Annotated in this window: 20 protein-coding genes and 1 pseudogene; 5 read left to right on the forward strand and 16 right to left on the reverse strand. The window is 53.6% G+C overall.

The features are described 5' to 3' along the window. Positions 1-40 precede the first annotated feature (40 nt). The 4 genes from SD69_RS16800 to SD69_RS16815 are packed head-to-tail and all read right to left on the reverse strand — an operon-like array spanning position 41 to position 5,930. Positions 41-1,828: a family 43 glycosylhydrolase gene (locus SD69_RS16800; RefSeq protein ID WP_041524126.1), complete on the reverse strand. Its 1,788-nt coding sequence runs from the start codon at positions 1,826-1,828 to the stop codon at positions 41-43. A gap of 20 nt (positions 1,829-1,848) precedes the next feature. Then, positions 1,849-3,765, reverse strand: a complete 1,917-nt coding sequence (locus SD69_RS16805) for a glycoside hydrolase family 97 protein (protein ID WP_041524127.1) — start codon at positions 3,763-3,765, stop codon at positions 1,849-1,851. Between the two features lie 52 nt (positions 3,766-3,817). After that, on the reverse strand, positions 3,818-4,888 hold the full coding sequence (locus SD69_RS16810; protein ID WP_041524128.1) for an aldose epimerase family protein: 1,071 nt from the start codon (positions 4,886-4,888) through the stop codon (positions 3,818-3,820). A 37-nt stretch (positions 4,889-4,925) separates the two neighbouring features. Further along, positions 4,926-5,930 (reverse strand): glycoside hydrolase family 43 protein, encoded by a 1,005-nt coding sequence (locus tag SD69_RS16815; RefSeq protein ID WP_041524129.1) that lies wholly within the window; start codon positions 5,928-5,930, stop codon positions 4,926-4,928. Positions 5,931-6,095: 165 nt separating this feature from the next. Here SD69_RS16815 and SD69_RS16820 point away from each other — a divergent pair, with 165 nt between their 5' ends. Together SD69_RS16820 and SD69_RS16825 are read left to right on the forward strand one after the other, a co-directional pair. Then, positions 6,096-7,139, forward strand: a complete 1,044-nt coding sequence (locus SD69_RS16820) for an arabinan endo-1,5-alpha-L-arabinosidase (protein ID WP_041524130.1) — start codon at positions 6,096-6,098, stop codon at positions 7,137-7,139. A gap of 132 nt (positions 7,140-7,271) precedes the next feature. Continuing rightward, the gene (locus SD69_RS16825) at positions 7,272-7,556 is read left to right on the forward strand and encodes a hypothetical protein (protein ID WP_041524131.1); all 285 of its coding nucleotides are present in this window, start codon (positions 7,272-7,274) and stop codon (positions 7,554-7,556) included. A 31-nt stretch (positions 7,557-7,587) separates the two neighbouring features. Here the strand turns inward: SD69_RS16825 and SD69_RS16830 are convergent, their stop codons facing one another. From SD69_RS16830 to SD69_RS16840, 3 genes are all read right to left on the reverse strand, one after another. Beyond that, positions 7,588-8,319 carry a MauE/DoxX family redox-associated membrane protein gene (locus SD69_RS16830; RefSeq protein WP_041524132.1) on the reverse strand — a complete coding sequence of 244 codons (732 nt, stop codon included), beginning with the start codon at positions 8,317-8,319 and terminating at the stop codon, positions 7,588-7,590. A 152-nt stretch (positions 8,320-8,471) separates the two neighbouring features. Further along, the gene (locus tag SD69_RS19090; protein ID WP_232301228.1) at positions 8,472-8,606 is read right to left on the reverse strand and encodes a pectate lyase; all 135 of its coding nucleotides are present in this window, start codon (positions 8,604-8,606) and stop codon (positions 8,472-8,474) included. Between the two features lie 99 nt (positions 8,607-8,705). After that, on the reverse strand, positions 8,706-8,957 hold the full coding sequence (locus SD69_RS16840; protein WP_041524134.1) for a DUF1244 domain-containing protein: 252 nt from the start codon (positions 8,955-8,957) through the stop codon (positions 8,706-8,708). A gap of 438 nt (positions 8,958-9,395) precedes the next feature. Here SD69_RS16840 and SD69_RS16845 point away from each other — a divergent pair. Then, positions 9,396-10,460: pseudogene (locus SD69_RS16845) on the forward strand (glycoside hydrolase family 11 protein); the annotation flags it as partial. A 69-nt stretch (positions 10,461-10,529) separates the two neighbouring features. On the opposite strand, the gene SD69_RS16850 reads toward SD69_RS16845, so the two are convergent. The 6 genes from SD69_RS16850 to SD69_RS16875 all read right to left on the reverse strand — a co-directional run bounded on the left by SD69_RS16850 (position 10,530) and on the right by SD69_RS16875 (position 19,293). Continuing rightward, the gene (locus SD69_RS16850) at positions 10,530-12,890 is read right to left on the reverse strand and encodes a glycoside hydrolase family 127 protein (RefSeq protein WP_041524975.1); all 2,361 of its coding nucleotides are present in this window, start codon (positions 12,888-12,890) and stop codon (positions 10,530-10,532) included. Positions 12,891-12,982: 92 nt separating this feature from the next. Further along, positions 12,983-13,930, reverse strand: a complete 948-nt coding sequence (locus SD69_RS16855; protein ID WP_041524136.1) for a glycoside hydrolase family 43 protein — start codon at positions 13,928-13,930, stop codon at positions 12,983-12,985. A gap of 15 nt (positions 13,931-13,945) precedes the next feature. Then, positions 13,946-15,319, reverse strand: a complete 1,374-nt coding sequence (locus tag SD69_RS16860) for an MFS transporter (protein WP_041524137.1) — start codon at positions 15,317-15,319, stop codon at positions 13,946-13,948. Between the two features lie 85 nt (positions 15,320-15,404). Continuing rightward, on the reverse strand, positions 15,405-16,907 hold the full coding sequence (gene araA / locus SD69_RS16865; protein WP_041524138.1) for an L-arabinose isomerase: 1,503 nt from the start codon (positions 16,905-16,907) through the stop codon (positions 15,405-15,407). 26 nt (positions 16,908-16,933) lie between these two features. Next, a complete protein-coding gene (locus tag SD69_RS16870) occupies positions 16,934-17,629 on the reverse strand; it encodes an L-ribulose-5-phosphate 4-epimerase (protein WP_041524139.1) in 696 nt (231 codons plus the stop codon). After that, positions 17,626-19,293, reverse strand: coding sequence for a ribulokinase (locus SD69_RS16875; RefSeq protein WP_041524140.1), 1,668 nt, complete (start codon positions 19,291-19,293; stop codon positions 17,626-17,628). The genes SD69_RS16870 and SD69_RS16875 overlap by 4 nt, the downstream gene beginning before the upstream one ends. A 304-nt stretch (positions 19,294-19,597) precedes the next feature. Between SD69_RS16875 and SD69_RS16880 the strand changes: the two genes are divergently transcribed. Continuing rightward, positions 19,598-20,080 (forward strand): CBS domain-containing protein, encoded by a 483-nt coding sequence (locus tag SD69_RS16880; protein WP_041524141.1) that lies wholly within the window; start codon positions 19,598-19,600, stop codon positions 20,078-20,080. A gap of 26 nt (positions 20,081-20,106) precedes the next feature. Here the strand turns inward: SD69_RS16880 and SD69_RS16885 are convergent, their stop codons facing one another. Then, positions 20,107-20,706, reverse strand: coding sequence for an HAD-IA family hydrolase (locus SD69_RS16885; RefSeq protein ID WP_041524142.1), 600 nt, complete (start codon positions 20,704-20,706; stop codon positions 20,107-20,109). Positions 20,707-20,935: 229 nt separating this feature from the next. Here SD69_RS16885 and SD69_RS16890 point away from each other — a divergent pair, with 229 nt between their 5' ends. Continuing rightward, positions 20,936-22,294, forward strand: coding sequence for an esterase/lipase family protein (locus SD69_RS16890; RefSeq protein WP_052481307.1), 1,359 nt, complete (start codon positions 20,936-20,938; stop codon positions 22,292-22,294). A 98-nt stretch (positions 22,295-22,392) separates the two neighbouring features. Here SD69_RS16890 and yjfF read toward each other — a convergent pair whose 3' ends face one another. Both yjfF and SD69_RS16900 read right to left on the reverse strand, forming a co-directional pair. Further along, the gene (gene yjfF / locus SD69_RS16895; protein WP_041524143.1) at positions 22,393-23,337 is read right to left on the reverse strand and encodes a galactofuranose ABC transporter, permease protein YjfF; all 945 of its coding nucleotides are present in this window, start codon (positions 23,335-23,337) and stop codon (positions 22,393-22,395) included. After that, a complete protein-coding gene (locus tag SD69_RS16900) occupies positions 23,327-24,343 on the reverse strand; it encodes an ABC transporter permease (protein ID WP_041524144.1) in 1,017 nt (338 codons plus the stop codon). Before SD69_RS16900 ends, yjfF begins: the two co-directional genes overlap by 11 nt. Positions 24,344-24,351: the final 8 nt, after the last annotated feature.

Below are 24,351 nucleotides of genomic sequence, written 5' to 3' on the forward strand. Positions count from 1 at the left end.
ACAAAAAAGCCCGCAGTGAATGTGCGGGCTTTTAGGCGCGTTACTGCGATTCGCGCAGCTGAAATTTCTGACAAGCGGTGTCCAACCAGGGCGCTTGGGCCAGATTCGCACCATTGGCCAGGCCGCAGCTGTCCACGTTCAGCGCCAGGCTGCTATGGCGGTTGCGCAGTTGCACCGAACCGTCACCCAGTGGCTCTACCGCCCACTCGGCCCAGGCCTCGTCGCAGCTGCCGAGGGCCGCATTGGCGCCGGGGACAATGGGATTGCCCTCAAGCGTCAGGCACTGATCGGCATTTTGCGCCAGATGCAGTTGATAGAAGCCCTCTTCGGTATGGCTAAACTGCCACTGCTGGGTATCAAGGCCGGTCCAGGCATCTTGCACCGCGTTATCGCCATCGGCCGCCAGGGCTTTACCACTCTGCACGCTCATAACGGCCACATCGCCCTGCGGCGCTAAACGCCACTGGCTATTCTCGCCGCCTAACGCTCCGCCGGTATCGCGATTGTTAATCGTCAACCAACCACTTTCATCCGTAGTCACACTCCAGCGCTGGGTATCGGTATTCACCCAGGGGCCGGATTTTTCATTTTCGTCCACAAAAGTGCTGGATGCCACGTGCGCCAAACGGTAAGCGCCATCGGCGGTGGAGTCCAGCACCCAGTTGGCACTGCTACCGCTACAAGCTGCCAACGAGGTTCTGCCGCCATTGCTTACCAGACATTGACCGTCGCGGTTCACCAGTTGCTGCTGCACGCCTTGTACCGAGACTTTGATGGGGCCGTTCTCGCCCGAGGGCATTTTCACAGGCTCCCCTTCCGGGATAGGCTCGCCAAAGTTGGGCAGCCCTTCTTCGGTCCAGGTGAACTCTTGCGCACGGACTGAGCGGGTAGAGCCGCAGCCGTGCTCTTCTTTAGAGTTGCCGTGATACACGATCCAGTCTTGCGTACCATCGGGCGAAACAAAGAAGCCGTTGTGGCCTGGCGCGAACACGCCATTGCCGCGCTGGAACACCGGCTCGTCATACTGCTTCCAGTGATCGGGGTTAAGCGGGTCACTGCCAATCAGCTCTTTCATACCCAGCTTGTAATCGGGGGTGTCGCAGTAACTGGCCGAGTAAATCAAGAAGGTGCGATCTTTGTGCTTCAAAATTTCCGCGCCTTCAGTCACTTTGCGACCACTGGTTTCCCAGTCGAGCGTAGGACGGGTAATGACAACCTTGGGCGAGCCCTCTTTCAGGGTCCAGGGGTTTTCCATTTCGGTAATCAGGTTGAGCTGCTCATCGCCCTGCCACTGCGAGTACAACAAATAAAGTTTGTCGTCGTGCTCCAGGTAGGTGCCATCGATGTTCCACTCGTCGGGCATAAAGTGGCCCTTGTATTCGTAGGGGCCCATGGGGTCATCGCCGGCGCTTTCCAGTACCGACAAATGCTGGTGATCCAACGTGCCGTGTACACCCGCGGTGTACATCAAGTACCAGCGCCAGCCGTTGGGGCCGTTTAAGCGGTGAAACTCAAACGCCCAAAAATTCCAGCTGCGCGCGGGGTCGGTATCGGACCACACATTGATGGGCGCCGCCTCGGACAAGCCCGCCAGGGTGGGTGACTTGCGCATAACCAGCTGCGAGGTCCAGGTGGTGGTGGTGAGATAATAATTACCGTCCCAGTACTCCAACCAGGGGTCGGCACCATTGGCAAAAAGCGGGTTGGTAAAGTGGCCATCGGGCAGCGTCTGTTGCGCTGCGTTAGTGGCGCTTTGCTCGGTGTGTGCACAGGCGGCAACAGCGGCCACAAGGGCACAGACACCCGTAAGTTTTTTCCAAAGTTTCATAGTTACCTTTTACCTCATTATTAAAAATTTAGGACAAAACCACCGCGCGGGCGCAAAGTAATATCAAGTGTTTTACCGCCGGCCACCTGCCGCTTAGTAAACGATCGGTTGGTTTCACCGTCCGTTATTAGCTGGCCTTTACTCGCCGTTATAAACGATAAATCAAGCGTCAGAGTTTGCTCTGTATCAGTGCCGTTAATGCCGGCAATAAACCAATCAGTACCACGGCGACGGGCCATTACCGCGTGCTCGCCAGGCATACCACTGAGCAAACGGGTTTCATCCCACAGGGTGGGAATGTCGCTCATATAGGCTTTAACGTACTCGGGCACTTTGGCCATGCCCGCCGGCGTTTCGGCAATATGTTGAATACCACTGGTAAACAGTACCGGCAGCGCTAACTCAAACCCGTTGCTGGTACGGCGCTCGATATTGGGAATTTCATCAAACGTCGTGGGGGTAAAGTCCATCGGGTCGAATACGTTGCGGGTGAAAGGCAACATCGCCATATGCGAGGCCGCCAGATCCGCCGAGTTTTGCATAAAGGTGATCATCTCGAAGCCGTGCACCGACTCCATCGTCATCAAATTAGGATACGTGCGATGTAACCCCCGCGGCAGTGATGAACCGTGATAGTTGAGCAGCAGTCGATGCTTTGCCGCATCGCGGGCCAGCTCCAGGTAGTAGGCCATCACTGATTGACCGTCACCGGGAAAGAAATCGATTTTTACGCCCTTAACACCGACTTCGGCTAAACGGGAAAACTCTCGCTCGCGATCGGCCTGCGTTAACAGTGCGCTTTTAGGTGTGTAGATTGTCTCGTTCCAGGCGCCCGAGGAGTTGTACCAAACTAAAATCCCAACGCCCTTTTCAGCGGCGTAGTCCACTAGCTCGGCCAGTTTTTGCCAGCCAATTTTTTGATCCCAGTCGGCATCAATAAGCGTGTAATTCCAACCCATGGCGGCTGCGTAATCGACAAATTCTTTGCTGGTTGCAAAGTTAACAGAGTCGTCTTTTAACAGCGCCCAACTCCAGGAGGCAATACCGGGTTCCACCCAGTCCATATCCTGTACGGCGGCATCGGCAAGGTCGGTACCTAATGTGGATTCCGTTACGGTGGCCAAATCACCCACCGTGATAACGCGCCACGGGGAGTGAAGCTCGCCTGGGGCATTCGCCAATCGCGCGCCTCCGATCGTCACCTCCGGCTGCATGGGTTGGCCAATGCGGTAAACGCCTTTGTCACTGTGCTGGCGCAACCGCGAACCGTGAAAACGGCCATCCATACCCGCCTCGGTAATCAGCACCCAGGCAGCGGGGGCTTTAAACAGAGCAGGAAATACCCAGCCCGCCTCGGTTGGGCTGGCGGTTCCCGCATCAATACCCATCTGGTAGTGCTCTTCATAAGACGGGTTGGTGTTTTTGTATCCGGTTTGCGCCAGCGCGACGGGCTGCAACCAGGCCTTTGTGCCCTCTGGCATGGCAAAGCCGGTGAGTTCATCGACCATACTGACTTGCGTGGTTTGCTCGCCGGTAAAGCTGTACTGCAGCGCGACGCCATCGTTAGACACCCGAAACACCACCTGCAGTGACTGGCCATCGGCATTGCTAACGGCAAAGCGTTGCTCTTGCGCCTGGTAATCAATAGCGCGTTGTTTGCCCTGCACCATGGTGTAGTGCTCTTTAACCAGCGACGGCTCGCCAACAGCGCTGACCGTAAGCTCGCGGGTAAATTCTGCACTGTTTAAGGTTATGCCCAGGGGCGATGGCTGCAGTACCGGCTGGCCGCGCAAACTAACTTCGTAGACGGCCGTGCCGTCAGAGGTTTGGGTGAGGGTTAATACCAGGGCACCGTCGGGGCTTGTCAATGTGTAATTAGATTGACTACCACAGGCGCCAAGTAAAATACTCAAGGCCACTATTATCCAAATTTTCATTATAGTTCCTTCCGTTAGGCGCCACTAAGAACGACGTTTGACGCCGCCTAGGTTATGTATCGGTTGTAAAACTAAAGCACAATGTTGAGCGATACTCTTGCCCCGGACGCAACGTAATATCAGCAAAATTCGGCTGATTGGGCGCATCGGGAAAATGTTGCGGCTCCAGGCACAAGCCACTGCGATGAGCAAACGCCCGGCCTTTACCGGTCAAGCTGCCATCCAAAAAGTTACCAGAGTAAAATTGCACCCCGGGCTCTGTGGTGTGCAGCGTCATCACCCGGCCACTGCCGGGCTCGTAAACCCGTGCCGCGCGAGTCAGCTCACCGGCCGCGGCCTGATCAATCGCAAAGTTGTGATCGTAACCACCGGCGAGGGTTAACTGCGCATCGTCGGTTGTTATCTCGGCGCCCACGCTTTTTGCCTGACGAAAATCAAACGGGGTACCGGCTACGGAGGCAATCTCTCCGGTCGGGATCAGCTGTTCATTAACCGGGGTATAGGCTTTGGCGTTAAGGGTAAGCTCGTGATTCAGTACGTCACCCTTACCGGCCAAATTAAAATAGCTGTGCTGGGTCAGGTTAACCGGTGTCGGCGCATCGGTTGTGGCGTGATACTCGGCAAACAAGCGGTTGTCTTCGGTCAGACGGTAGACCACCTCAACACTGAGGTTACCCGGATAACCCTGATCACCGTCGACACTCAAATAGCGCAACACAAGTTCCGCGGCATCATCGGTAATACGCGACTCGGCTTGCCACAACACTTTGTCGAAGCCACACTCACCACCGTGCAGATGGCTTACCTTATTTTCATTGCACGCCAGCTGATAGGATTGACCGTCCAGCTCAAAATGCCCGCCGGCCAAACGGTTGCCCACCCGGCCGATCAAAGCGCCAAAATACGGCGAGTCGGTTTCGTAAGGAGCCAGAGCATCAAAACCCAGTACGACGTCTTCACAGCGTCCGTCACGGTCGGGGCATACAAGCGAGGTAATGATGCCGCCAAAGGTAATAATCCCCACGCTCATACCGCGATTGTTTTGCAGGGTATACAGCTCGACCCCGCGGCCATCCTGTAATGTGCCAAAGGGTGATTGGGTAATGTTAAACGTCTCAGTCATGGCGCGAGGAGTTCTCCGTTATCGTATGCTTAGCGAGCTAGTCGGCTTTGTCTTGGTTAAATAGGGGCATCCCCTGATCATCCCACTCCAGCACCCGGGCGCGGGCATCGCGGTTGGGATCCGTCAGCGGGGTGCCTTTTAGGTCGCGATAATCGCGGGCGTGATAAATCAAAACGTCGGTGACGCCGTCTTCGGCCACCGTAAAGCTGTTGTGCCCTGGCCCAAAGCGTTTTAGCGTCTCGTTGGTGTAAAACACGGGCTCGGGCGATTTATGCCAGGATGCCGGATCCATCAGATCGGCATCAGCGTCGGCCCACATCAAGCCCATGGCGTAGTTATGATCCGTGGCGCTGGCTGAATACGTCATAAAAATACGGCCGTGTTTTTTAATAAACGCCGAACCTTCATTGACTTTATAACCCACCACTTCCCAGTCTAAGGTGGGCTCGGTAAGCATAATCACCGGCTCTTTAACTTTTACCGGGGTTTCGAGCTCGGCCATATAAATAGCCGAGTTGTATTTTTTCTCTCGGTCTTTTTGCGCCCACACTAAATAGCGTTTGCCGTTATGCGCGAAGCTGGTGGCGTCCAGAGAGAAGTCATCCCAGGGGGTGTGCATGCGAATGGGTTTGCTCCAGTCGGCCGCGATGGGGTTATCACCCTCGGCGGTAAGCGCGTGCATCCGAATCAACCAGGGCTCATCCACGGGGGCCCCGGCAAAGTAAATTACCCACTGGTTATCAATAAAGTGGAGCTCCGGCGCCCAGATATTAATGCCAATGCTACTGCTGTCCGCTGGCTGCCAAATCGTGTGCTCTTCGGCACTGGACAACTGGTTGATGCTTTTAGCGCGGCGCAGCACCAAACGGTTAAACTCGGGGACAGTACCGATAAAATAGTAATAGCCATCACTGTGACGATGAATCCAGGGGTCGGCGCGCTGCTCAACAATGGGGTTTTGGTAGCCGGTCTCGGCCGCTTGGGCGAGACCGACACAACTTAACAGACCAAGTAAAAACAGTACTGACAACTTAACAGCCATGGAAACCCCTTGTTAGCAACTATTATTGGGTGGCGGTAGATCCGCTTGCATTTGAATACTATTATAATACAATAATTGGTACAAGCACGTGAAAACTTAATTACCCACAGGCAGAGCCACACACTGTCAAGAAGCGTAAACAGCCATAAAACATAAGAGTATCTGATGAATAAAGCGACACTTACCACCGGCCTTATTTTTAGCACCCTGCTGGCCGCCAGCTGCACCAGCGCCAAGCCCGATGTTAACCGGGTCGGCCAGGAAGTTAGCATTCACGACCCGGTAATGGCCGAAGAAGACGGCCACTACTACCTGTTTAGTACCGGCCCCGGCATTACTATTTATCGCTCGGACGACCGCGTGCACTGGCAGCATCAGGGCCGCGCTTTTGCGACTGAGCCCAGCTGGGCTAAAGACGTCGCCCCTGAGTTTGGCGGCCATCTGTGGGCGCCCGATGTCGTGGAGAAAGACGGTAAGTACCTGCTCTACTACTCGGTATCCGCTTTTGGCAAAAACACCTCGGCCATTGGCTTAACCGTTACCGAGACGCTCGACCCAAACTCCCCCGATTACGGTTGGGAGGATCAGGGCATCGTGATTCAGTCCGTCCCCAACCGCGACAACTGGAACGCGATTGATCCGGCGGTCATTGAGGACGAAGACGGCAATGGCTGGATGGCTTTTGGCTCTTTCTGGAGCGGACACAAACTGTTTAAGCTTAACGACGACTGGTCGGCCCCGGCCGAGACCGAGCAGTGGTTCAGCATTGCCGCCGGCACTCGCCCGGCCGGAGTTCCCGCCCACGAGGCCGGTCCGGTGGAGCTGGAGGCCCCCTTTATTTTTAAGCACGGCGAGTACTACTACCAGTTTATCTCGCTGGGTAAATGCTGCCGCGGCGCCGACAGCACTTATCATATCGCCGTGGGCCGCAGTGAATCCGTCACCGGCCCATACCTGGATAAAGACGGCCGCGATCTCGCTCAGGGCGGCGCCACGGTGATTTTAAAAGGCAACAAAGAATGGCCTGGCCTGGGTCACAACAGTGCCTACACTTTTGAGGGCAAAGACTACCTGGTTTTTCACGCCTATGAAGCGGCCGATAACGGTTTGCAAAAACTAAAGATATTACCCATTGAGTGGAACGACGGTTGGCCCGAGGTAGACCCGGCCGGACTGGACAGCTACACCAGTGAAATTATTGCCGATTAACAAAAAGCGCGTAACACGACGTGTAACTGCGTAAATCTTTTTGCGTGACTGTGTAGTCATTTTGGGGGCTTAGCCCCCTTTTTTGTTATTATCGAGAAGGCTAAAGGATCTAATTAAATAACAGGAGCTCGTATGAGAAAGTTTTTACCCTATCGCACCATTACCACCCAGCACTTTACCGGCCTGCTATGGGTTGCCAGAATCTTGCTTTACATCGCGGTTATTTCAGGCTTGGCTGGCATCGTATCTTTTATTGCCGCACTAGGCTCAGACTTCATCATAATCCCTCCCTACATGAGCATCACAATGTTTGCTGCCGTGGCATTAAAGCTGTATTTACTGTCAGCCTTAATCGCCTTTTGCGTGGCCGTGGAGGACAACACCCGCCGCACCGCCGAGAATACGCAGGCCCAGTAGGAGCAAGCCAGGCGGGGTGAACTATCCCGCCTCACTTAACCCACATCCAAATCGCCGCACCGACCATAAACAGGTTTTCGGTCAACGAAATAAAGCCCAGCGGTACATTGCTGTTACCGCCCACGCAGGCGCATTTAAGTTCGCGCTTATCGATGTACACGGCTTTAATCACCGACACCGCACCCAGCGAGCCAATCACCAGCGCTACCGGCGACACCAACCACGCACTAAGCCCGGCCAGCATAGCAATACCCGCATAGGCCTCCGCAAAGGGGTACACATAGGCGTAACGCACAAACCGCATCGAGAGTAAATCGTAGGTAATAAACTGATTGGAAAACGCGGTTAGATCCTGCAGCTTTTGAATCGCCAATACGGTCATACTCAGCGCGACAAAAACCTCTAAGGTACGAGCCGACACTAAACTGATACCGCTGGCCCATACCGCTGCTAACGCCAGTAAAAAACAGCTAGCAAAAATGGCAACTACCGGGGTGTAGCTGGTGCCCTCACTGCCTTCTTGCGGTAAACCAAAGTAGCTTCGCAGATCATCGTAACCACCGATGCGCTCACCATCGATAAATGTTTGTGGCGTGGTCTCGACGTTGTGCTCTTTTTTAAAAGCATCCGTTTGCTCACGGGAGCTGAGTTTATGATCCTCCAGCTTAAAGCCCTTGCGCCTAAGTAGCGCGCGCGACTTTAGCCCAAAAGGACAAATATGTTCGGGGGTAACCATGCGAAAAAGCGTTGCCGTTGGTTTCATGCCAGACTCCTTCTACCGTACGCGCCTAAAATAGAAGTAAAAGCAAAATTTAAACCAGCCTTCTAGCGCCTACACAGCAAGACATTAACGACAAACTGGCCGCGTTTGGGGCGATACCCACAATGGTATTGTCATTGTTACAAAAAAAAGTGTTATTCCGTGAGTGTCGAGCGCCATTGTGGGTAAGCCTCACGGACAAGCCGCGCCGGCCAGGTTCCGTACCAGTCATAACCACTGCGCCGCTCGAGCGACACATCGGCCAGCGCCTCGACGCGCGCGTGGAGCACATATTCATCACACAGCAGCGCGACACAGAACAACAGCCTCGCCATCATTAGTTACCTTGTCTTGTTATTATGGCGAGCAACCTGTGCCAGCCAAAGGCACTAGCGTGGCACTTGGTATTTTTCTTTCCACTGGTCGTAGGGCATCTTGTACACCACCTCGCGGGCGGCGTCTTTATCCATCATTTCCCCCCGCTCTTCAGCGGCCTCTTGATACCAACGACTTAAACAGTTGCGGCAAAAGCCCGCCAAGTTCATTAAGTCGATATTCTGCACGTCTTTGCGTTCGTCCAAGTGCTCTAGCAAGCGGCGAAAAGCAGCCGCTTCAATATCTGTTTGTTTTTGCGAGTCCATAAAGTATCCAATAAAAAATAGTGTTTAGGCAAAGACTTAAAAGATTGCGAGCCAAGCCCAGTATTGCACAAGTGCCGCCCCATCTTAAACGTCCGGAAATTTAAAAAAACAACTAACGTGCAAAACATCTTAATACCGCCAGGAATCCCACGATGAAATCCGCGTTGCGCAACGTCGCCTTGCACCAGCTAACGCTCCCAATGTGACGTAACCACCATTGACAGCGGTGTCATATGGTTATTTTGACTAAATGCTTATAGTCCATTTGACCACCGATATTTATACAACTAAAGTGTCTCTCGCTTGACCCCTTTTAACAATAAACATTGGGGTTAAGTCGTGACGTAAAAGCGCCTGATCGCCCATATCAGGCAAACCTTGAAATGGCCTCCACCTCTATAGGCGGTATTGGCTGAGAGGCGACACTGGAGAATCACTATGACAATAATGAGAGCCACAAAAGTACACGCAAAGAAAAGTCTGACAGCGTTTATCGGCGCAGCGGCCGCACTGTGTATCACCGCCGTTGACGCGCAAACCCTAACCTCCAACCAAACCGGTACCCACAACGGTTACTACTATTCGTTTTGGACCGACGCCCCCGGCACGGTATCCATGACACTAGGCTCCGGCGGGAATTACACCTCGCAGTGGAGCAATACCGGCAACTGGGTAGGCGGTAAAGGCTGGAACCCGGGCGGCCGCCGTACCGTGAGTTACTCGGGTACCTTTAACCCCTCGGGTAACGGCTACCTTACGTTGTACGGCTGGACTACCAGCCCGCTGATCGAATATTACATCGTGGATAACTGGGGCAGTTATCGTCCCGGCGAGAGCGGCACGTATTACGGTACCGTTAATACCGACGGCGGCACCTATGATATCTACCGCACCCAGCGGGTTAACCAGCCCTCAATTCAGGGTACCGCCACCTTCTACCAATACTGGAGCGTGCGTCAGCAAAAGCGCACTGGCGGCACCATTACCACCGGTAATCACTTTGACGCCTGGGCCAGCCACGGCTTAAACCTTGGTAACCACGACTACATGGTCATGGCCACCGAAGGCTACCAGAGCAGCGGTAACTCCAACATTACTCTAGGCACCACCGGCGGCGGTAATAATGGCGGCGGCAGCAATAGTGGCGGTGGCGATATTACCGTACGTGCCCGAGGCGTCAGCGGGAGTGAACACATCAATTTGCGCGTTGGCGGGGTAACGGTAGCCGATTGGACACTCAGCACCAGCAATCAAAGTTACACGTATAGCGGCGGCGCTAACGGCGATGTGAACGTTGAATACGACAACGACGCCTCTGGTCGCGACGTGATTTTAGACTACGTCACCGTCAACGGTGAGAACCGTCAGGCGGAAGATATGGAGTACAACACCGCTACTTACGCCAATGGCGAGTGCGGCGGTGGCTCTTACTCCGAGACCATGCACTGCAGTGGCGTGATTGGCTTTGGTCATACCGACGATTGCTTTAGCGGAAACTGTAATTAATCTGTAGAGCGGTCTTCCAACAGGGGTAGCAACATTGCCCCTGTTGGAACAGCTTTAATAAGCTCGCTAAGGCAGCTTTTTTAGCAACCTTACCCCGTAAATTCCACCGGCCACAGAGCCCTCACCGGCGACAAATTTTAGCGAGTGTTTACCCTCTTGACCTCGTTGCAAAAATTCCTCGGTGATCGGGTAATCGACTGTGTAAAACTCAGCGCCCTGCTCCCCGGTGAGTTCAACCTCGGCTAATGTTTCGCCATTAAACTCAATGTTAAAGTTGCGCCCGGCATCGCCACCAAAATAGGTAATACGCAATATGGTAGCGTCACCCTCCGGGTCGTTTAATTGGTAGCTAAACCAATCGCGCGCATGGCGCCAGTGGCGGCCAAAGTTAACCCCCGCTTCACTTTCGCTCCCTTTAAAAAAATGGTCTGACTCAGGCTGTTGTTCACCAGGGGCGACTTTATCCACGGTGACTTTGTCCAGCGCCAACTGCGTGGCCTCATCAAGGGCGCGCTGCTCGCGAAGCGCATTGATATTTTGCGGCGTACTGTAAGGCCAGTAGAGCATATAACGCGATTCATGCACCCGGTAAAACGGTATTAACTCAAGGTTTTTATAAGATTCTGGCTGAATCACACCCGAGGCCTGAAAACGCAACTCCTCGTCGGAGGTTCGCTCAATCTGATCGGCAAAGTCTGTGTTATTGGCCACCAGCATCGGGGCTTGCTCGATGGGGCAGCGCTCACCGCTGGCAATGTGCCCCATACGGCTGGCATCGCCGTAGTAGTTTAATACCTCATCATTAAAGGGTGAGGTTTTAGCCGACAGCACAATGGGCCCATACATGACGGCAAAATAATCTGAGCTATCGGGTAGGGCTTCGAGGTGCGTTTGCATGGGCAGATTAAGCTCAACCACATCACCTTTTTGCCAATCGCGCTCGAGCGTAATGTACTGCCCCGCCGAGGCGTTAACCGCTACCGATTTACCATTAACGCTTAGCTCGGCATCACCCACCGCCCAGCTCGGGTAGCGCAGCTTTAAGGTGATATCACCGGCAGACTCAAACGTCAGACGTGTGCTGGAGCTGTCAGGAAACCCCGTACTCTGGGTTAACACGACGCCCTGCTCTTGCCAATTAAGGGTGGAGGGAATGTACAAGTTAACCAACAGCTCGTCGTCTTCGTAAGCGTAAATAAATTCGCCATACTTAAAGTGATTTTCGATACCCGAGCCCACACAACACCACATACCCTGGTGCGTTTGCGAGTATTTGCGGTAGTGATTGGGGCGCATGGGGGTAAAATAAACCAGGCCACCGGTATCCGGGTGCTGCGATGACAATATGTGGTTATAAAGCGCGCGCTCGTAGTAGCTAACGTAATCGAGCGAGGTATCGCGGCCATACAACAACTTCGTCAGTTTTAGCATGTTGTAGGTGTTGCAGGTCTCGGGCCCTTCGATCTCTTCAATCATGGTGCCAAAGTCGTTTTTATCGTGAAAGTGCTCACGCACGCTGTTACCGCCGATCGCCACACTGCGCTCGTTAGCCACCGTATCCCAAAAGTATTCGGCCGCTTCATGCCAAGCGTCATCGCCACTCTCTTGCGCGACACGCTCAAAGCCGATGATTTTGGGAATTTGGGTGTTAGCGTGCAAACCGGTCAGCTCATCACGCTCGTGCTGTAAGGGGATCAGCACTTTTTTGTGCGAGAACTGTTTAGCAAGGGTTAGATATTTTTTATCGCCGGTAATCTGATAAACATCGGCAAAGGTTTCGTTCATGCCGCCGTATTCGGTGGTTAGCATCTGCTCGATCTGCTCGTCCGATAAATCGGCCACTAAAGCATCTACCCAGTCCGCCCACTTAATCATCATGCGTTTGGCTTGCTCACTACCGGTATACAGGTAGGCATCGCGCAGCCCGGCAAAGATTTTATGCAGGTTATACCAGGGTACCCAAGAATCATTTAAGGCAAATAAATCGGCCCGGATATCCCCTTTAGCGATCTGTTGCCACAACTTATCGCTGCCGGGCACCCCCCCTAAATAGCCATTGCCATTGGCCTGTTGCGCACGCTCGAGTTCGTCCAACACATACTGCAACCGCGCCTTAACATCCGTGCGTCCGGTGGCGGCATAAGCAAGACTAAGAGAGGTTACATAGTGACCGCCAATGTGGCCGTCTAGTCCGGTGTTTTCCCAGTTTTCATAACTAGCCGTTTTGGGGGTTAGTCCGGCTTCGCGCAAATAGGGCGCCAACAACCGGTCCGGCGACATCGTCATGACATACTCAAGGTTTTTGTGTTGCGCGTGCGCAAAGGGCCCACCGGTAATGCGCACCTGATCCAGAGCAAAGTAATCGACGGCATGAGCACCGGCACTGGCTAGCGCAATGGCGGCGCTTATGGCTATTTTTTTTATCATGGTTTTAGTACCTAACACGCGGCAAACACCGGAGAAACAGTTCAAAAAAAGGCCCGCAAAGCGAGCCTAAGGTCGTTACCACCACATTTCCATCAATCGTCAAGGGCCGCATCACCAAATATCGGCATACCGTCCTCACCCCACTTGAGCTTTTTCACAAACGTGTGGCGGTTAGGGTCCCACAGGGGGTCGCCTTCGATCTCGGTGTAGGTGCGGGCGTGATAAACCAGTAAGTCAGTCACACCGTCTTCGGCTTTAGTAAAGCTGTTGTGGCCGGGGCCAAAAATATTGTACTCGGGGCTCGAGCGAAGCACCGGATCTTTGGATTTTTGCCAGCTGGCAGGGTCTAATAGGTCGGCGTTTTCATCGGCCCACAGCAAACCCATGGCGTAGTTTTCGTCGGTAGCACTGGCGGAGTAAGTCATAAAGATCTTACCGCCATGCCTAACAATTGATGGGCCTTCGTTTACCCAAAAGCCGATGGTTTCCCAGTCGTACTCGGGGATGGTCAAGCGCACCGGCTCGCCTTTTATCTTCGTCGGCGTTTTCATGGGAGCGATATAGAGGTTCGAGTTACCGCGAATGCCCTCTTCTTTTTGCGCCCACACGTAATAAAGTACGTCGTTGTGGGTAAAGGTGGTGGCGTCCAGGCAAAAGGTATCGATCCCCGAATCCACCTGCCCCTCAAAGGTCCACTCGCCAGTCACCGGGTTGTCGTATATGCACGAGATAGCGTACATCCGGTGCTGGAACAAATCGTGTTTGATCTCGCGTGAGGGCGCTGCGGCAAAGTACACGTACCAGGCGCCCTGATTAAAATGAATCTCCGGCGCCCAAATTAAATCGCTGTAGGGGCCGGTATCGGGCTTGTGCCACACCATAACCGTCTCGGCAGTGGCCAGCTCGGCAATGGTTTTGGCGCGGCGCAGCTCGACACCATCGTAGGCAGGCACGCTGGCGGTAAAGTAATAATAGCCATCAGTGTGCTTATAAATATGCGGGTCGGCCCGCTGTTCGATTAACGGTTTTAATACAGTCACGGTTCTCTCCGAACGTTAGGTTAACTCTTCAACAGTGTATTCCGGTGCCTCAGTCGCAATCTCACCACGGGCTTTCATCTCGTTGTAAAAGCGATCGGTGATTTTGTACTTAAACATCACAAAGCCCAAAAAGGCGTGGAATAGACCGGGGATAATAGTCAGCATCAGGGCAATACCGGTAAGCGCAAATTCGCTCTGCTGCTCGCCCGCTTGATAGCCAAAAAACGTCAGCAGCAAGCCGGTGATAAAGCCCGCAAGGCCGGCACCAGCCTTCTGGCAAAATGAAATACCACCAAACGCCAAACCAGACACACGCTTGCCGGTTTTTGCCTGACCATAGTCAACCGCCTCGGCGATGGCCGACCAGAAGATTGGTGCGTGTAAATCCACCACAAACGACAGGATCACATAAAGCACAAACGCCAGCGCAATCTCGCCTGGTGATACGGCAAAAAACATCAGCGCACTGAGTACACCCACCAATATTTGCGACCAGCGAAACAGCTGAACTTTACAGTAGCGCTTGGTAATCCAGGTAGAGGCGACCATCGAGGCAATAGAGGCGGCAATACCGGCGCTGGTAAACATCGCGGCGGTAGACTCTGTGCCACCCAAGTAGTAGATGGCGTAGTAAAACGCCACGCTGCCACGCATAGCGTAACCCAAGGTGCCGAGAATACAGCTGGCGGCCAGAACCAACCACTGATCATTCTTTACGAGTAATTTAACTTGCTCGCAAAACGATTTTTTATCCACCACATGCTCCACCCGCTCGCGGGTTGTGGCAAAACAAAACAGCAGTAACCCTACCCCAACAAACGACATAAAGCCCATCGCCAACTGATAGCCTTTGGCGGGGCTGCCATCGCCCCACATAGAGGCCAGCGCCGGCACCGAGGCGACAATAATAACGTTGGCAATTTTGGCAAAAAACATCCGGTAGCCGTTAGCGGACAACCGCTCTTGCGGGTCGCTGGTTAGCACCCCGATATAAGAGATATAGGGGATCGCCACACCGGTAAACATTAAGGTGGCAAACAAATAGGTTAAGTACGCCCACACCAGCTTGCCGTTGTAGCTTAAATCTGGCGTGGTAAACAGCAAAAAAACGGCAAAGCCGTAGGGTATCGATAGGTATAAAAAATACTGGCGAAAGCGCCCCCAGCGACTTTTTACTTTGTCGGTTAGCATCCCCATTAGCGGGTCGCTTAAGGCATCGATAAAACGTGCCGCCAGAAACAAGGTGCCCACGTGGGCAGGCTTAAGGCCAAAAATGTCCGTATAAAAGTACTGCATAAAGTAGAACATGGCCGCGATCATCACATTCACGGACATATCGCCGGCACCGAAGCCTACTTTCTCCAATACGGATAACTTTTCTGTCTTCATGGTTGTCACTGACTCTTGTTATTTTTCCCCAACAGGGGCAGATAAAATAAAGGGCGCCGCAGCGCCCTTTATTGATAGCGCAAGCTTAGATTCCCTGGCTTAAGTGATAAAACACTGCGTTATGGCGTAGCTCTTGTTTGAACTCGCGAACATTAGTGTCTTCATCAATCACAACCGTTTCTACACCCGCCATCTCGGCAAAATCCACCACTTGATCGGTCGTGATACCTTGAGTGTAGACGCTATGGTGAGCACCACCGGCGTGAATCCAGGCAGCACCGGCCACTTCCAAGCTGGGCTTAGGTTCCCACAGTGCTTTGGCCACTGGTAGGTTTGGTAAATCGGCCGGCGGCGATACGGTGTCTACTTCGTTAACGATAATACGAAAGCGCGTGCCCATATCGATGGTCGAGATATTCAGTGCCGGGCCAGTCGCGCCGGTAAACAATAGGCGCGCGATGTCTTTTTTAATACCAATGGTGTGCGGCGCTACAACCACTTCGGGCTTATCACCAGCAATAGAGGGGCAGATCTCTAGCATGTGCGCACCCAGCACCTGATCTTTGGCTCCAAAGTGATACGTGTAATCTTCCATAAAAGAAGTACCGCCTTTGCGGCCTTTGCTCATCACTTTAACGATGCGTCCCATCGCGGCGGTTTTCCAGTCGCCTTCGCCGCCGTAACCATAGCCTTTGCTCATTAAGCGCTGAGTCGCTAAGCCTGGCAAACCGGACAAGCCGGTCAGGTTTTCAAAGCAGTTGGTAAACGCCTTACAGCCGCGTTTTTCCAAAAAGCGCTCCATACCCAGCTCGAGGCGAGCTTCGTTTTGCAGCATTTCCAGCTGGTGAGCATCGTCAAACACGTCAGAGGCGATGTTGTAATCGGTCTTGTACAGTTCCAGCTGTGCCGCAATATCCTCGTCGCTCACAGCGTCGCAATCTTTGGCCAGATCGCCCAGGCCATAGGCGTGAACTTCATAGCCAAACTGGATTTGTGCCGATACTTTATCGCCTTCGGTAACTGCCACCTGACGCATGTTGTCGCCAAAGCGAGCCACACGCAGATTTTGCGCTTCGTTCCAGCCCATGGCAGCACGCACCCAGTTATCGATTTGCACCTGAACAGTTTCGCGCTCCCAGTGACCCACTACGACTTTACGCTCCTGGCGCAAGCGCGTACCTATGTAACCAAACTCACGGTCACCGTGCGCACTTTGGTTCAGGTTCATGTAGTGCATGTCGATTTTGTCCCAGGGCAACTCGGCGCCAAACTGGGTATGCAGGTGCATGTAGGGCTTATTCAGCGCCGACAGACCGCCAATCCACATCTTGGCGGGCGAGAAAGTGTGCATCCACAAAATCAAGCCAACGCAATCTTTATCGCTGTTAGCGGCCTGGCAAACATCCAGAATCTCTTCCGGAGTGGTCACCACGCCTTTCGATTCAATCTCCGCCGAGACATTTTCAGACGCGGTAAGACCGGCGGCAATTTTAGCGCTGTTATCGGCCACTTCTTTTAGCAGTGCCGGGCCGTACAAGTGCTGCGAGCCGGTCACAAACCATATTTTCTTTTCACCAAAAACTTTCATAACTACCTCACTTTATTAGGGCCGGCTCAGTTCTGGCCGTAGTAAGCATTTTTACCGTGTTTGCGTAAATAATGTTTGTCGATAATGCCTTGTTTTAAAGGCTGCACGCCTTGTTGTAACGTGCGGGTTAAGTAGGCCATTTTGGCAATTTCTTCCAGAATAACGGCATGGGCAACCGACTGGGCGGCATCTTTGCCCCAGGTAAAAGGCGCGTGCCCGGCGATAATCACCATCGGTGACTCAACGGGGTTGCGGTCTTTATAGCAGTCGGTAATTTGCACGCCGGTTTCTTCTTCGTAATCGCGCGCGATTTGCGCGTCGGTCATAACCGCCGTGCAAGGAATCGAGCCGTAGGCGTAATCGGCGTGAGTCGTGCCCAAGCAGGGGATTGACTCCTGCGCCTGTGCCCACGCTGTGGCGTAAGTCGAGTGGGTGTGAGTAACTCCACCAATGCTGTCAAAGTGACGGTACAGGTGGGTGTGAGTGCGGGTGTCCGATGACGGACGCATAGCCCCTTCGACCACGGTGTTTTCCAAATCGACCACCACAATGTCATCGACTTTCATATCGGCATAAGAGACACCGCTGGGTTTGATCGCGATCACGCCCTCAGCGCGATCAATTTGCGATACGTTGCCCCAGGTGTACACCACCAGGCCGCGAGCGTTTAGCTCCATATTGGCCTCAAAGGCCTGACGTTTTAGCTCGAGATACTTACTCACGATTTGCCTGCCTCCACATAGTGACCCAGCGCCTGATACTGTTGGTACAGCTCGTCAAAAATAGCCGCCGCTTGCGCGTTGGGCTGATAGGTTTGAGTGACGCTGGAGCCCATCGCCTTTTGCGCGCTGGCCACATCCGGGTGAGCACCACCGACGGTGGCGGCAAAAATCGCGGCACCGAGAGCACAGCTTTGTTCGCTTTCCAGCACATCAATTGGGCAGTTCCAAACGTCGGCACAGGTTTGCATCACAAAGTCAGACTTTTTTGAGATACCGCCAATCGCCACAACGCTGTTTACCGCAACGCCCTCGGCGCGAAAGCGCTCGATAATCGCGCGGGCACCAAAGGCCGTTGCCTCAACCAGGGCGCGGAATACTTCGGCACTGGTGCTACCCATTTTTAATCCGGTAATCGCGCCCGATACGGTTTGATCGGCGTCGGGGGTGCGACGGCCATTGACCCAGTCGAGTGCGGTAACGCCACTTTTGCCCGGCTCCAGCTTGGCCGCCGCCGCGCTCATGGCCAGCAAACTTTTATCTTCGAGCTCCGCCAGCAAACGCTCGCGGGTAGCGGCGTCTAAGTGCTCGGATTGCTCAATAACCTGAATCGCCGGGCCGTTAACTAAGCGCTTAAACCAGGCGTACAAATCGCCAAACGCCGATTGCCCAGCCTCCAGGCCAACCATGCCGGGAATCACCGAGCCATCGACCTGGCCGCAAATACCGCGCACGCAGTTATCGCCAATCGCCTCGTGGCTGGCGATGGTGATATCGCAGGTAGACGTACCCATAATTTTGGTCAAAACACCCGGCTGTACATTGGCGGCAACCGCGCCCATGTGACAATCGAAGGCGCTAAAGCCTACAGCGATGCCCTCGGGCAGGCCTAAGCGTTCAGCCCATTCGGCGCTCAAGCCACCCACACGCTCGTCAGAGCAAAAGGTCTCGGCGGGCAGGCGCTGGCTAAAGCCATCCAGCAGCGGGTCAACACCGGTAAAAAACTCGTTAGGTGGGTACCCGCCCCAGCTTTCGTGCCACATCACTTTGTGGCCCGCCGCGCAGCGGCCCATGCGGAATACGTCCGGGTGAGTCGTGCCGGTTAACATGGCCGACATCCAGTCGCAGTGCTCAACCCACATATACGCGGCCTCGGCCACGGCTTTATCCGCGCGCATAACGTGCAGCGCCTTTGACCAGTACCACTCGGACGAGTAAATACCGCCCTCGTATTTAAGGTAGTTCTCGGGCGCCTGCTCGGCGGCAGCGGTAAACTCGGCCGCCTCGCGCACGGCGGTGTGGTCTTTCCACAGGACAAACATGGCGTTGGGGTTTTCGGCAAACTCCGGCTTAAGCGCCAACGCGGTCCCCTCGGCATCAACCGCAATCGGGGTCGAGCCGGTAGTATCAAAACTCAGGCCCACCACCGACTGCGCGGCGCCTTGCGGAGCCTGCTGCCAAAGCCCGGCCAACACCTGCTCCAGGCTCTCTAAATAGTCCAGCGGGTGCTGACGAAACTGATCCGCCGCAGGCTCGCAGTACAGACCTTTGGCCCAGCGGGGGTAATAAACAACATGTGAGGCCACCTCTGCACCGGTGACGGTATCCACTAAAAGTGCTCTAACTGAATCTGAGCCGTAATCCAGGCCCAAGGCATAAGAATTCATAAGACGTCATCCCAAGCGCACGGATTCCGAGCGCATCTTTATTTTGTATTATAATATTATCCTAACCACCAAGGCACTTGTCAAACATTTTTCTCTCGGTCTAACCGGGACTTTCTGGCAATTGCCATAGCATGCGCACCCCCGCTCAGGGCTTAGGCCAAGCACCACAGAGAGAGTACGTCAGCCTTTGCCGATCGGTTCATAGTTTTATATTACAATAAAAGATAGCGCTGACATAGTTCGTTTACGGCAGGAATTGGGATAAGATTCGGGAGATGACAATAACAACGACGGCAGATTAACTATGCCCAATCCAGCACTAGCCGCTCCCGCCAGAACCATTATGAGCACTCAGGTCGCCTGTATTTACGAGGGCTGGTCGGTCGACCGCGCCCGGCATTTTTTGGCGCGCCACAACCTCAGCCAGGCCCCTGTTATTGCCTCGGACCACCAACTGGTCGGGGTATTAAACAGCGCCCAGATCGCCGGCTTTTTAAACAGCGACGAGACCTACCGCGCCCAGGCGGTTAACGACAGCTTCCGGCGAGCGACAGGCACCGAGATAGAGAATCTCGACGAGCTCACCCAGTGGGTCAGGCGCGCCCAAGTTTACTGTACGGCGCACCAGATTATGCGTACCAACCCCGTCAGTGCCGAGGCCGGCACCAGCATCGAGGCTTTGCGCGCGCTTGCCCTGCAGGAGCAAACACACGCTATTTATCTGACAGAGGCAGGCGTGCTAGTGGGAGTGGTGACAGCGCTGGATATTCTCGCGACCACCACCTAACAGGCCGCCGCGCCAACGCCTTAAAACTAAAGAAAGTAGTCGTTCTCGATACCTAACACATCCAACACATCCACCGCTGCCATACCGGCGCGGCGAGCCGCCTCTAACCCCAGTTTGGCATCTTCAAACACCACACAGTGCTCGGGTGCCACGCCCATCAACCCGGCGCAACGCAAAAAGGTATCGGGCGCGGGCTTAGGCGCGGCCACCAAATCAGCTCCCACCACATGATCAATAAAGTGACTAATACCACACTGCTCAAGAATGCTGCTGGCTTCATCGGTATAGGCACCGGTGCCCACACTCATGGGCTTTTTACCGTAATAGCGCTCGGCCAACTCGACCAAGGCGGTGGGCTTAACGTAATCGCTAATCTTTTCCCGTACCACGGCCTCTTTAAAGTCATTCATCACGTCCAGCGACGCCTCGACCTTACAGTCAAAATGCTTAAGCAGTAGCTCGATGGTGCCTTTGGTGGGTACACCGGCCAGCGAACGCATTAGCGGCCGATCAATTGGGATGGCGAACTTATTTAGGGTTTCGGTCCAGGCCACTTCGTGCAACTGGCCACTATCTACCAAGGTGCCATCCATATCAAAGATGATGGCTTCATACTGATCGTACAAAGGAGTGCCTATTTAGGTTAGAGGTACGTGATTGGAAAACGCGGTAAGTCGTGCGACAAACCAAAAGAATATCACCCGCCTCTCTTTGGTTAAACCTAAAGCCGTGCGCTTTACCTTCCTTTAATAGCCGCGACCACCAGAGACTTGCATATCAAGCGAGCTGACTTACTATTAACAACACCCCTCTGCACAAGGATTTACACCGGGCACTCGCCCAGGAGCTAAGGATATGAAACCACTGGTTATCATTCACGGCTGGAACGATGAGGCAAAATCATTTACTGCCCTCGCCGACGCGCTGCGACAACACACCGGGCGCAAGGTCAAGCACATTTGGCTGGGCAATTACACCTCGCTGGATGACGACGTGCACATCAGTGATTTGGGCGCAGCACTCACTCGCGCCTGGGCGGCCAGCCAGCTGCCCGACAAGCCAAAGTCAGTGGACGTTATCGTCCACTCCACCGGCGGCCTGATATTGCGCTACTGGATGGCCCAACACTACACAGCCGCTGGGCTCGCATCGCCTGTTAACAACCTAGTTATGTTGGCGCCTGCTAATTTTGGCTCGCCTCTGGCGCACAAAGGGCGCGCCTTTTACGGCCGGGTACTGAAAGGGTTTGGCTCTGACAAACCCCTTGAAACCGGCGAGCACATACTAAAAGCTCTGGAGGTAGCCAGCCCTTTTAGCTGGCAACTGGCCGAGGCCGACTTGCTCGGGCAAAGCGTTTTTACCCCCACCCGGGTGCGCACCACCGTTATTATTGGCAACAGCGGCTACGACGGCATTAGCTCAATTGCCAACGAGCGCGGCTCCGATGGCACTATTTATCTCGCAGCGGCCAATTTAAACTGCGCAAAAATCGAGGCAGACTTTGCCAGCGACCCACAAAAGCCCACATTGCATTCCAGCCAAACGCCTGAGCGCGAATGTGCTTTTTTAGCGCTGGACAAGCACGACCACAGCTCGATCGCACTTAAAGACTTCCACCACAAAGGCAATGCCGAGCTTATCGATGCAATCGCCCAAGCTCTGGCCATTAGCAACGGCAACGATTACCAGAGCTGGGTTGATCAATGCAGAGCGCGCACCAAGGCATTAATGCAAAGCTACGCGAAACGCCGCGACGATTACAAACATGGCTATCAAAACACGGTGTTTCGGGTGCGGGATGATCAGGGCAACGAAGTGTGCGATTACGTTATCGAGTTTTACCAAAAAAGCCAGCGTGGTGTACTTAACAAAAAAACCCGTGAACTTAACGCTAAGGCCATCGCCAAGGTGCACGCCTACAAAGATAACCCGTCCTACCGAAGCTTTATGATTAACTGCACTCTATTGCACACACTGATTGACGAGAAGGGCGAGAACCTGCGCATTAGCTTATCGGCTATTCCAGATTTACATCACGAGAAAACCCTGGCCGGCTACTGGAGCTTTCAGGATAAAGATATTGGTCATTTGGAGTTAAACCACGAAACAATTAAAACACTGTTTGTGGCCAACCGAACCCTGCTGATCAACATCACCTTAAAGCGCGAAAACAAGCAGGAGCTACTGATGCTGCACGGCGCTGATCACTGGTAAATCAATACACCAGATGCACCAAAGGCGCCGGGTGGCGCCTTTGGTGTTCGCTATTTAATACTTGCTTAGATAACAGCCGCCACAGAGCATGCACCGAGTTAACGGCGCACCAAGAAGCGCTGCATAGCGATAAAAATAAACAACAACAAACCAATCACAATTTTGGTCCACCAACTGCTTAAGGTGCCATCAAACGAGATATAAGTTTGCACCACGCCCATGATCAGCACACCAAACAACGTGCCCACCACATAGCCGTAACCGCCGGTCAGCAAAGTGCCGCCAATCACCACCGCGGCAATGGCATCCAGCTCGACACCAACGGCGGCCAGTGAATAACCCGAAAAGGTATAAAAGCTAAACACAATACCTGCCAGAGCGGCCAAGAATGAGCTTAAGGCGTATACCGCAATGGTGGTACGGGCAATAGGCACACCCATCAGCGCCGCCGAATGGGTATCGCCACCAAGGCCATACACCCGGCCACCAAAACGGGTAAAGTTAGCCAGCATCACCGCCAGCACGAGCACCGTTAAGGCAATAATGGTCGAGCTTCCCAACCAGGCACCACCGGGCAACTCAAAGCCAAACATAGCCACATCGTCGTAAAACTCGTGCATGATGGGAATGGACTCTTCACTGATCACCGAACTTAAGCCACGCGCAAAAAACATCCCCGCCAAGGTAACGATAAAGGGCTGCAACTGATAGTAGTGAATAATAGCCCCCATCACCGCACCAAACAGCGTGCCTAACACCAGTACAACCGCAAAGGCCGGTAACGGGTGCCAGCCGGCCTCCAGCAACACACCGATAATAACGCCACTTAACGCAATGGTTGAGCCTACCGACAAATCAATACCGCCGGACAAGATAACAAAGGTCATACCGATGGCGACGATTATCAAAAACGCGTTATCGGTAAATAGGTTCATAAATACGCGCAGCGTACCGAAGTTTTCAAACTGAATAGAGCCCGCTAAAAACAGCAGCGCAAACAATAAACTGGTAACGTACAGAGGCAAAAACTTTTTATGAAGCATGCTTAGGCCCCCGCTTTTTTTTCAGGCGCGCCACTTGACGATGAAACTCAGGGGACTGCAACAACAGGATAATAACAATCGCGGCCGCCTTGATCAGCAAGTTAAACTTAGGCGGTACACCACTTAAAATAATAGTAATGGTCAGCGTTTGGATAATCAGCGCACCGATAATCGACAAAAATACCGAAAAGCGCCCACCCATTAACGACGCACCGCCAATCACCACCGCCAAAATTGCATCCAACTCTAACCACAGACCGGCGTTGTTGGCGTCACTGCCACCGATGTCGGCCGCCGCAATCATGCCCGCCAACGCGGCACACAGGCCCGAGACGCAATAGACCATCAATTTAATTAACTTGTCATTGATGCCAATGTGGTGACTGGCGCTAGCGTTGGCACCCACACCCTCCACAAACATACCTAACGCCGTGCGGCGCATTAACAGCTGCACTAACACAAAAGCAATAACCACCAAAACAATGGGAAAAGGTAAACCGAAGAAATAGCCAACACCGAGAAACTCAAACGCATCGTGGTGGAAGGTCACAATTTGTCCCGAGTTAATCAGCTGCGCAATACCCCTGCCTGCCACCATAAGAATCAAAGTGGCGACGATAGGCTGAATGCCAAAGTACCCCACCAAAAAGCCGTTGACGAAACCGGCCGCAACGCCGGCGAGCAGGCCACCACCGACAACCAGGGCAATATTATCCACGCCACTGACAATCAAGCCCGCACTCACCGCACCGGCAATAGCCATCACCGAGCCGACCGACAAATCAATGCCACCGGTGGCAATCACCAGAGTCATACCGATTGCCAGCAAAGCCACAGGCGCGGCGCGATTCATCACATCAATTAAGCTGCCGTAAAGGCGACCGTCTTTGATCTCGACGCTGAAAAACTCTGGTGCGATAAGCACGTTTGCCAACAGCAGTACTGCAAGGCCCAGTAACGGCCATATGCTGCGCCGCACCAGCGGCGATAAATCTTTATAACCCATGAGAAAAC

The sequence above is a fragment of the Gilvimarinus agarilyticus genome, assembly GCF_000832015.1.
GTDB classification, from domain to species: domain Bacteria; phylum Pseudomonadota; class Gammaproteobacteria; order Pseudomonadales; family Cellvibrionaceae; genus Gilvimarinus; species Gilvimarinus agarilyticus.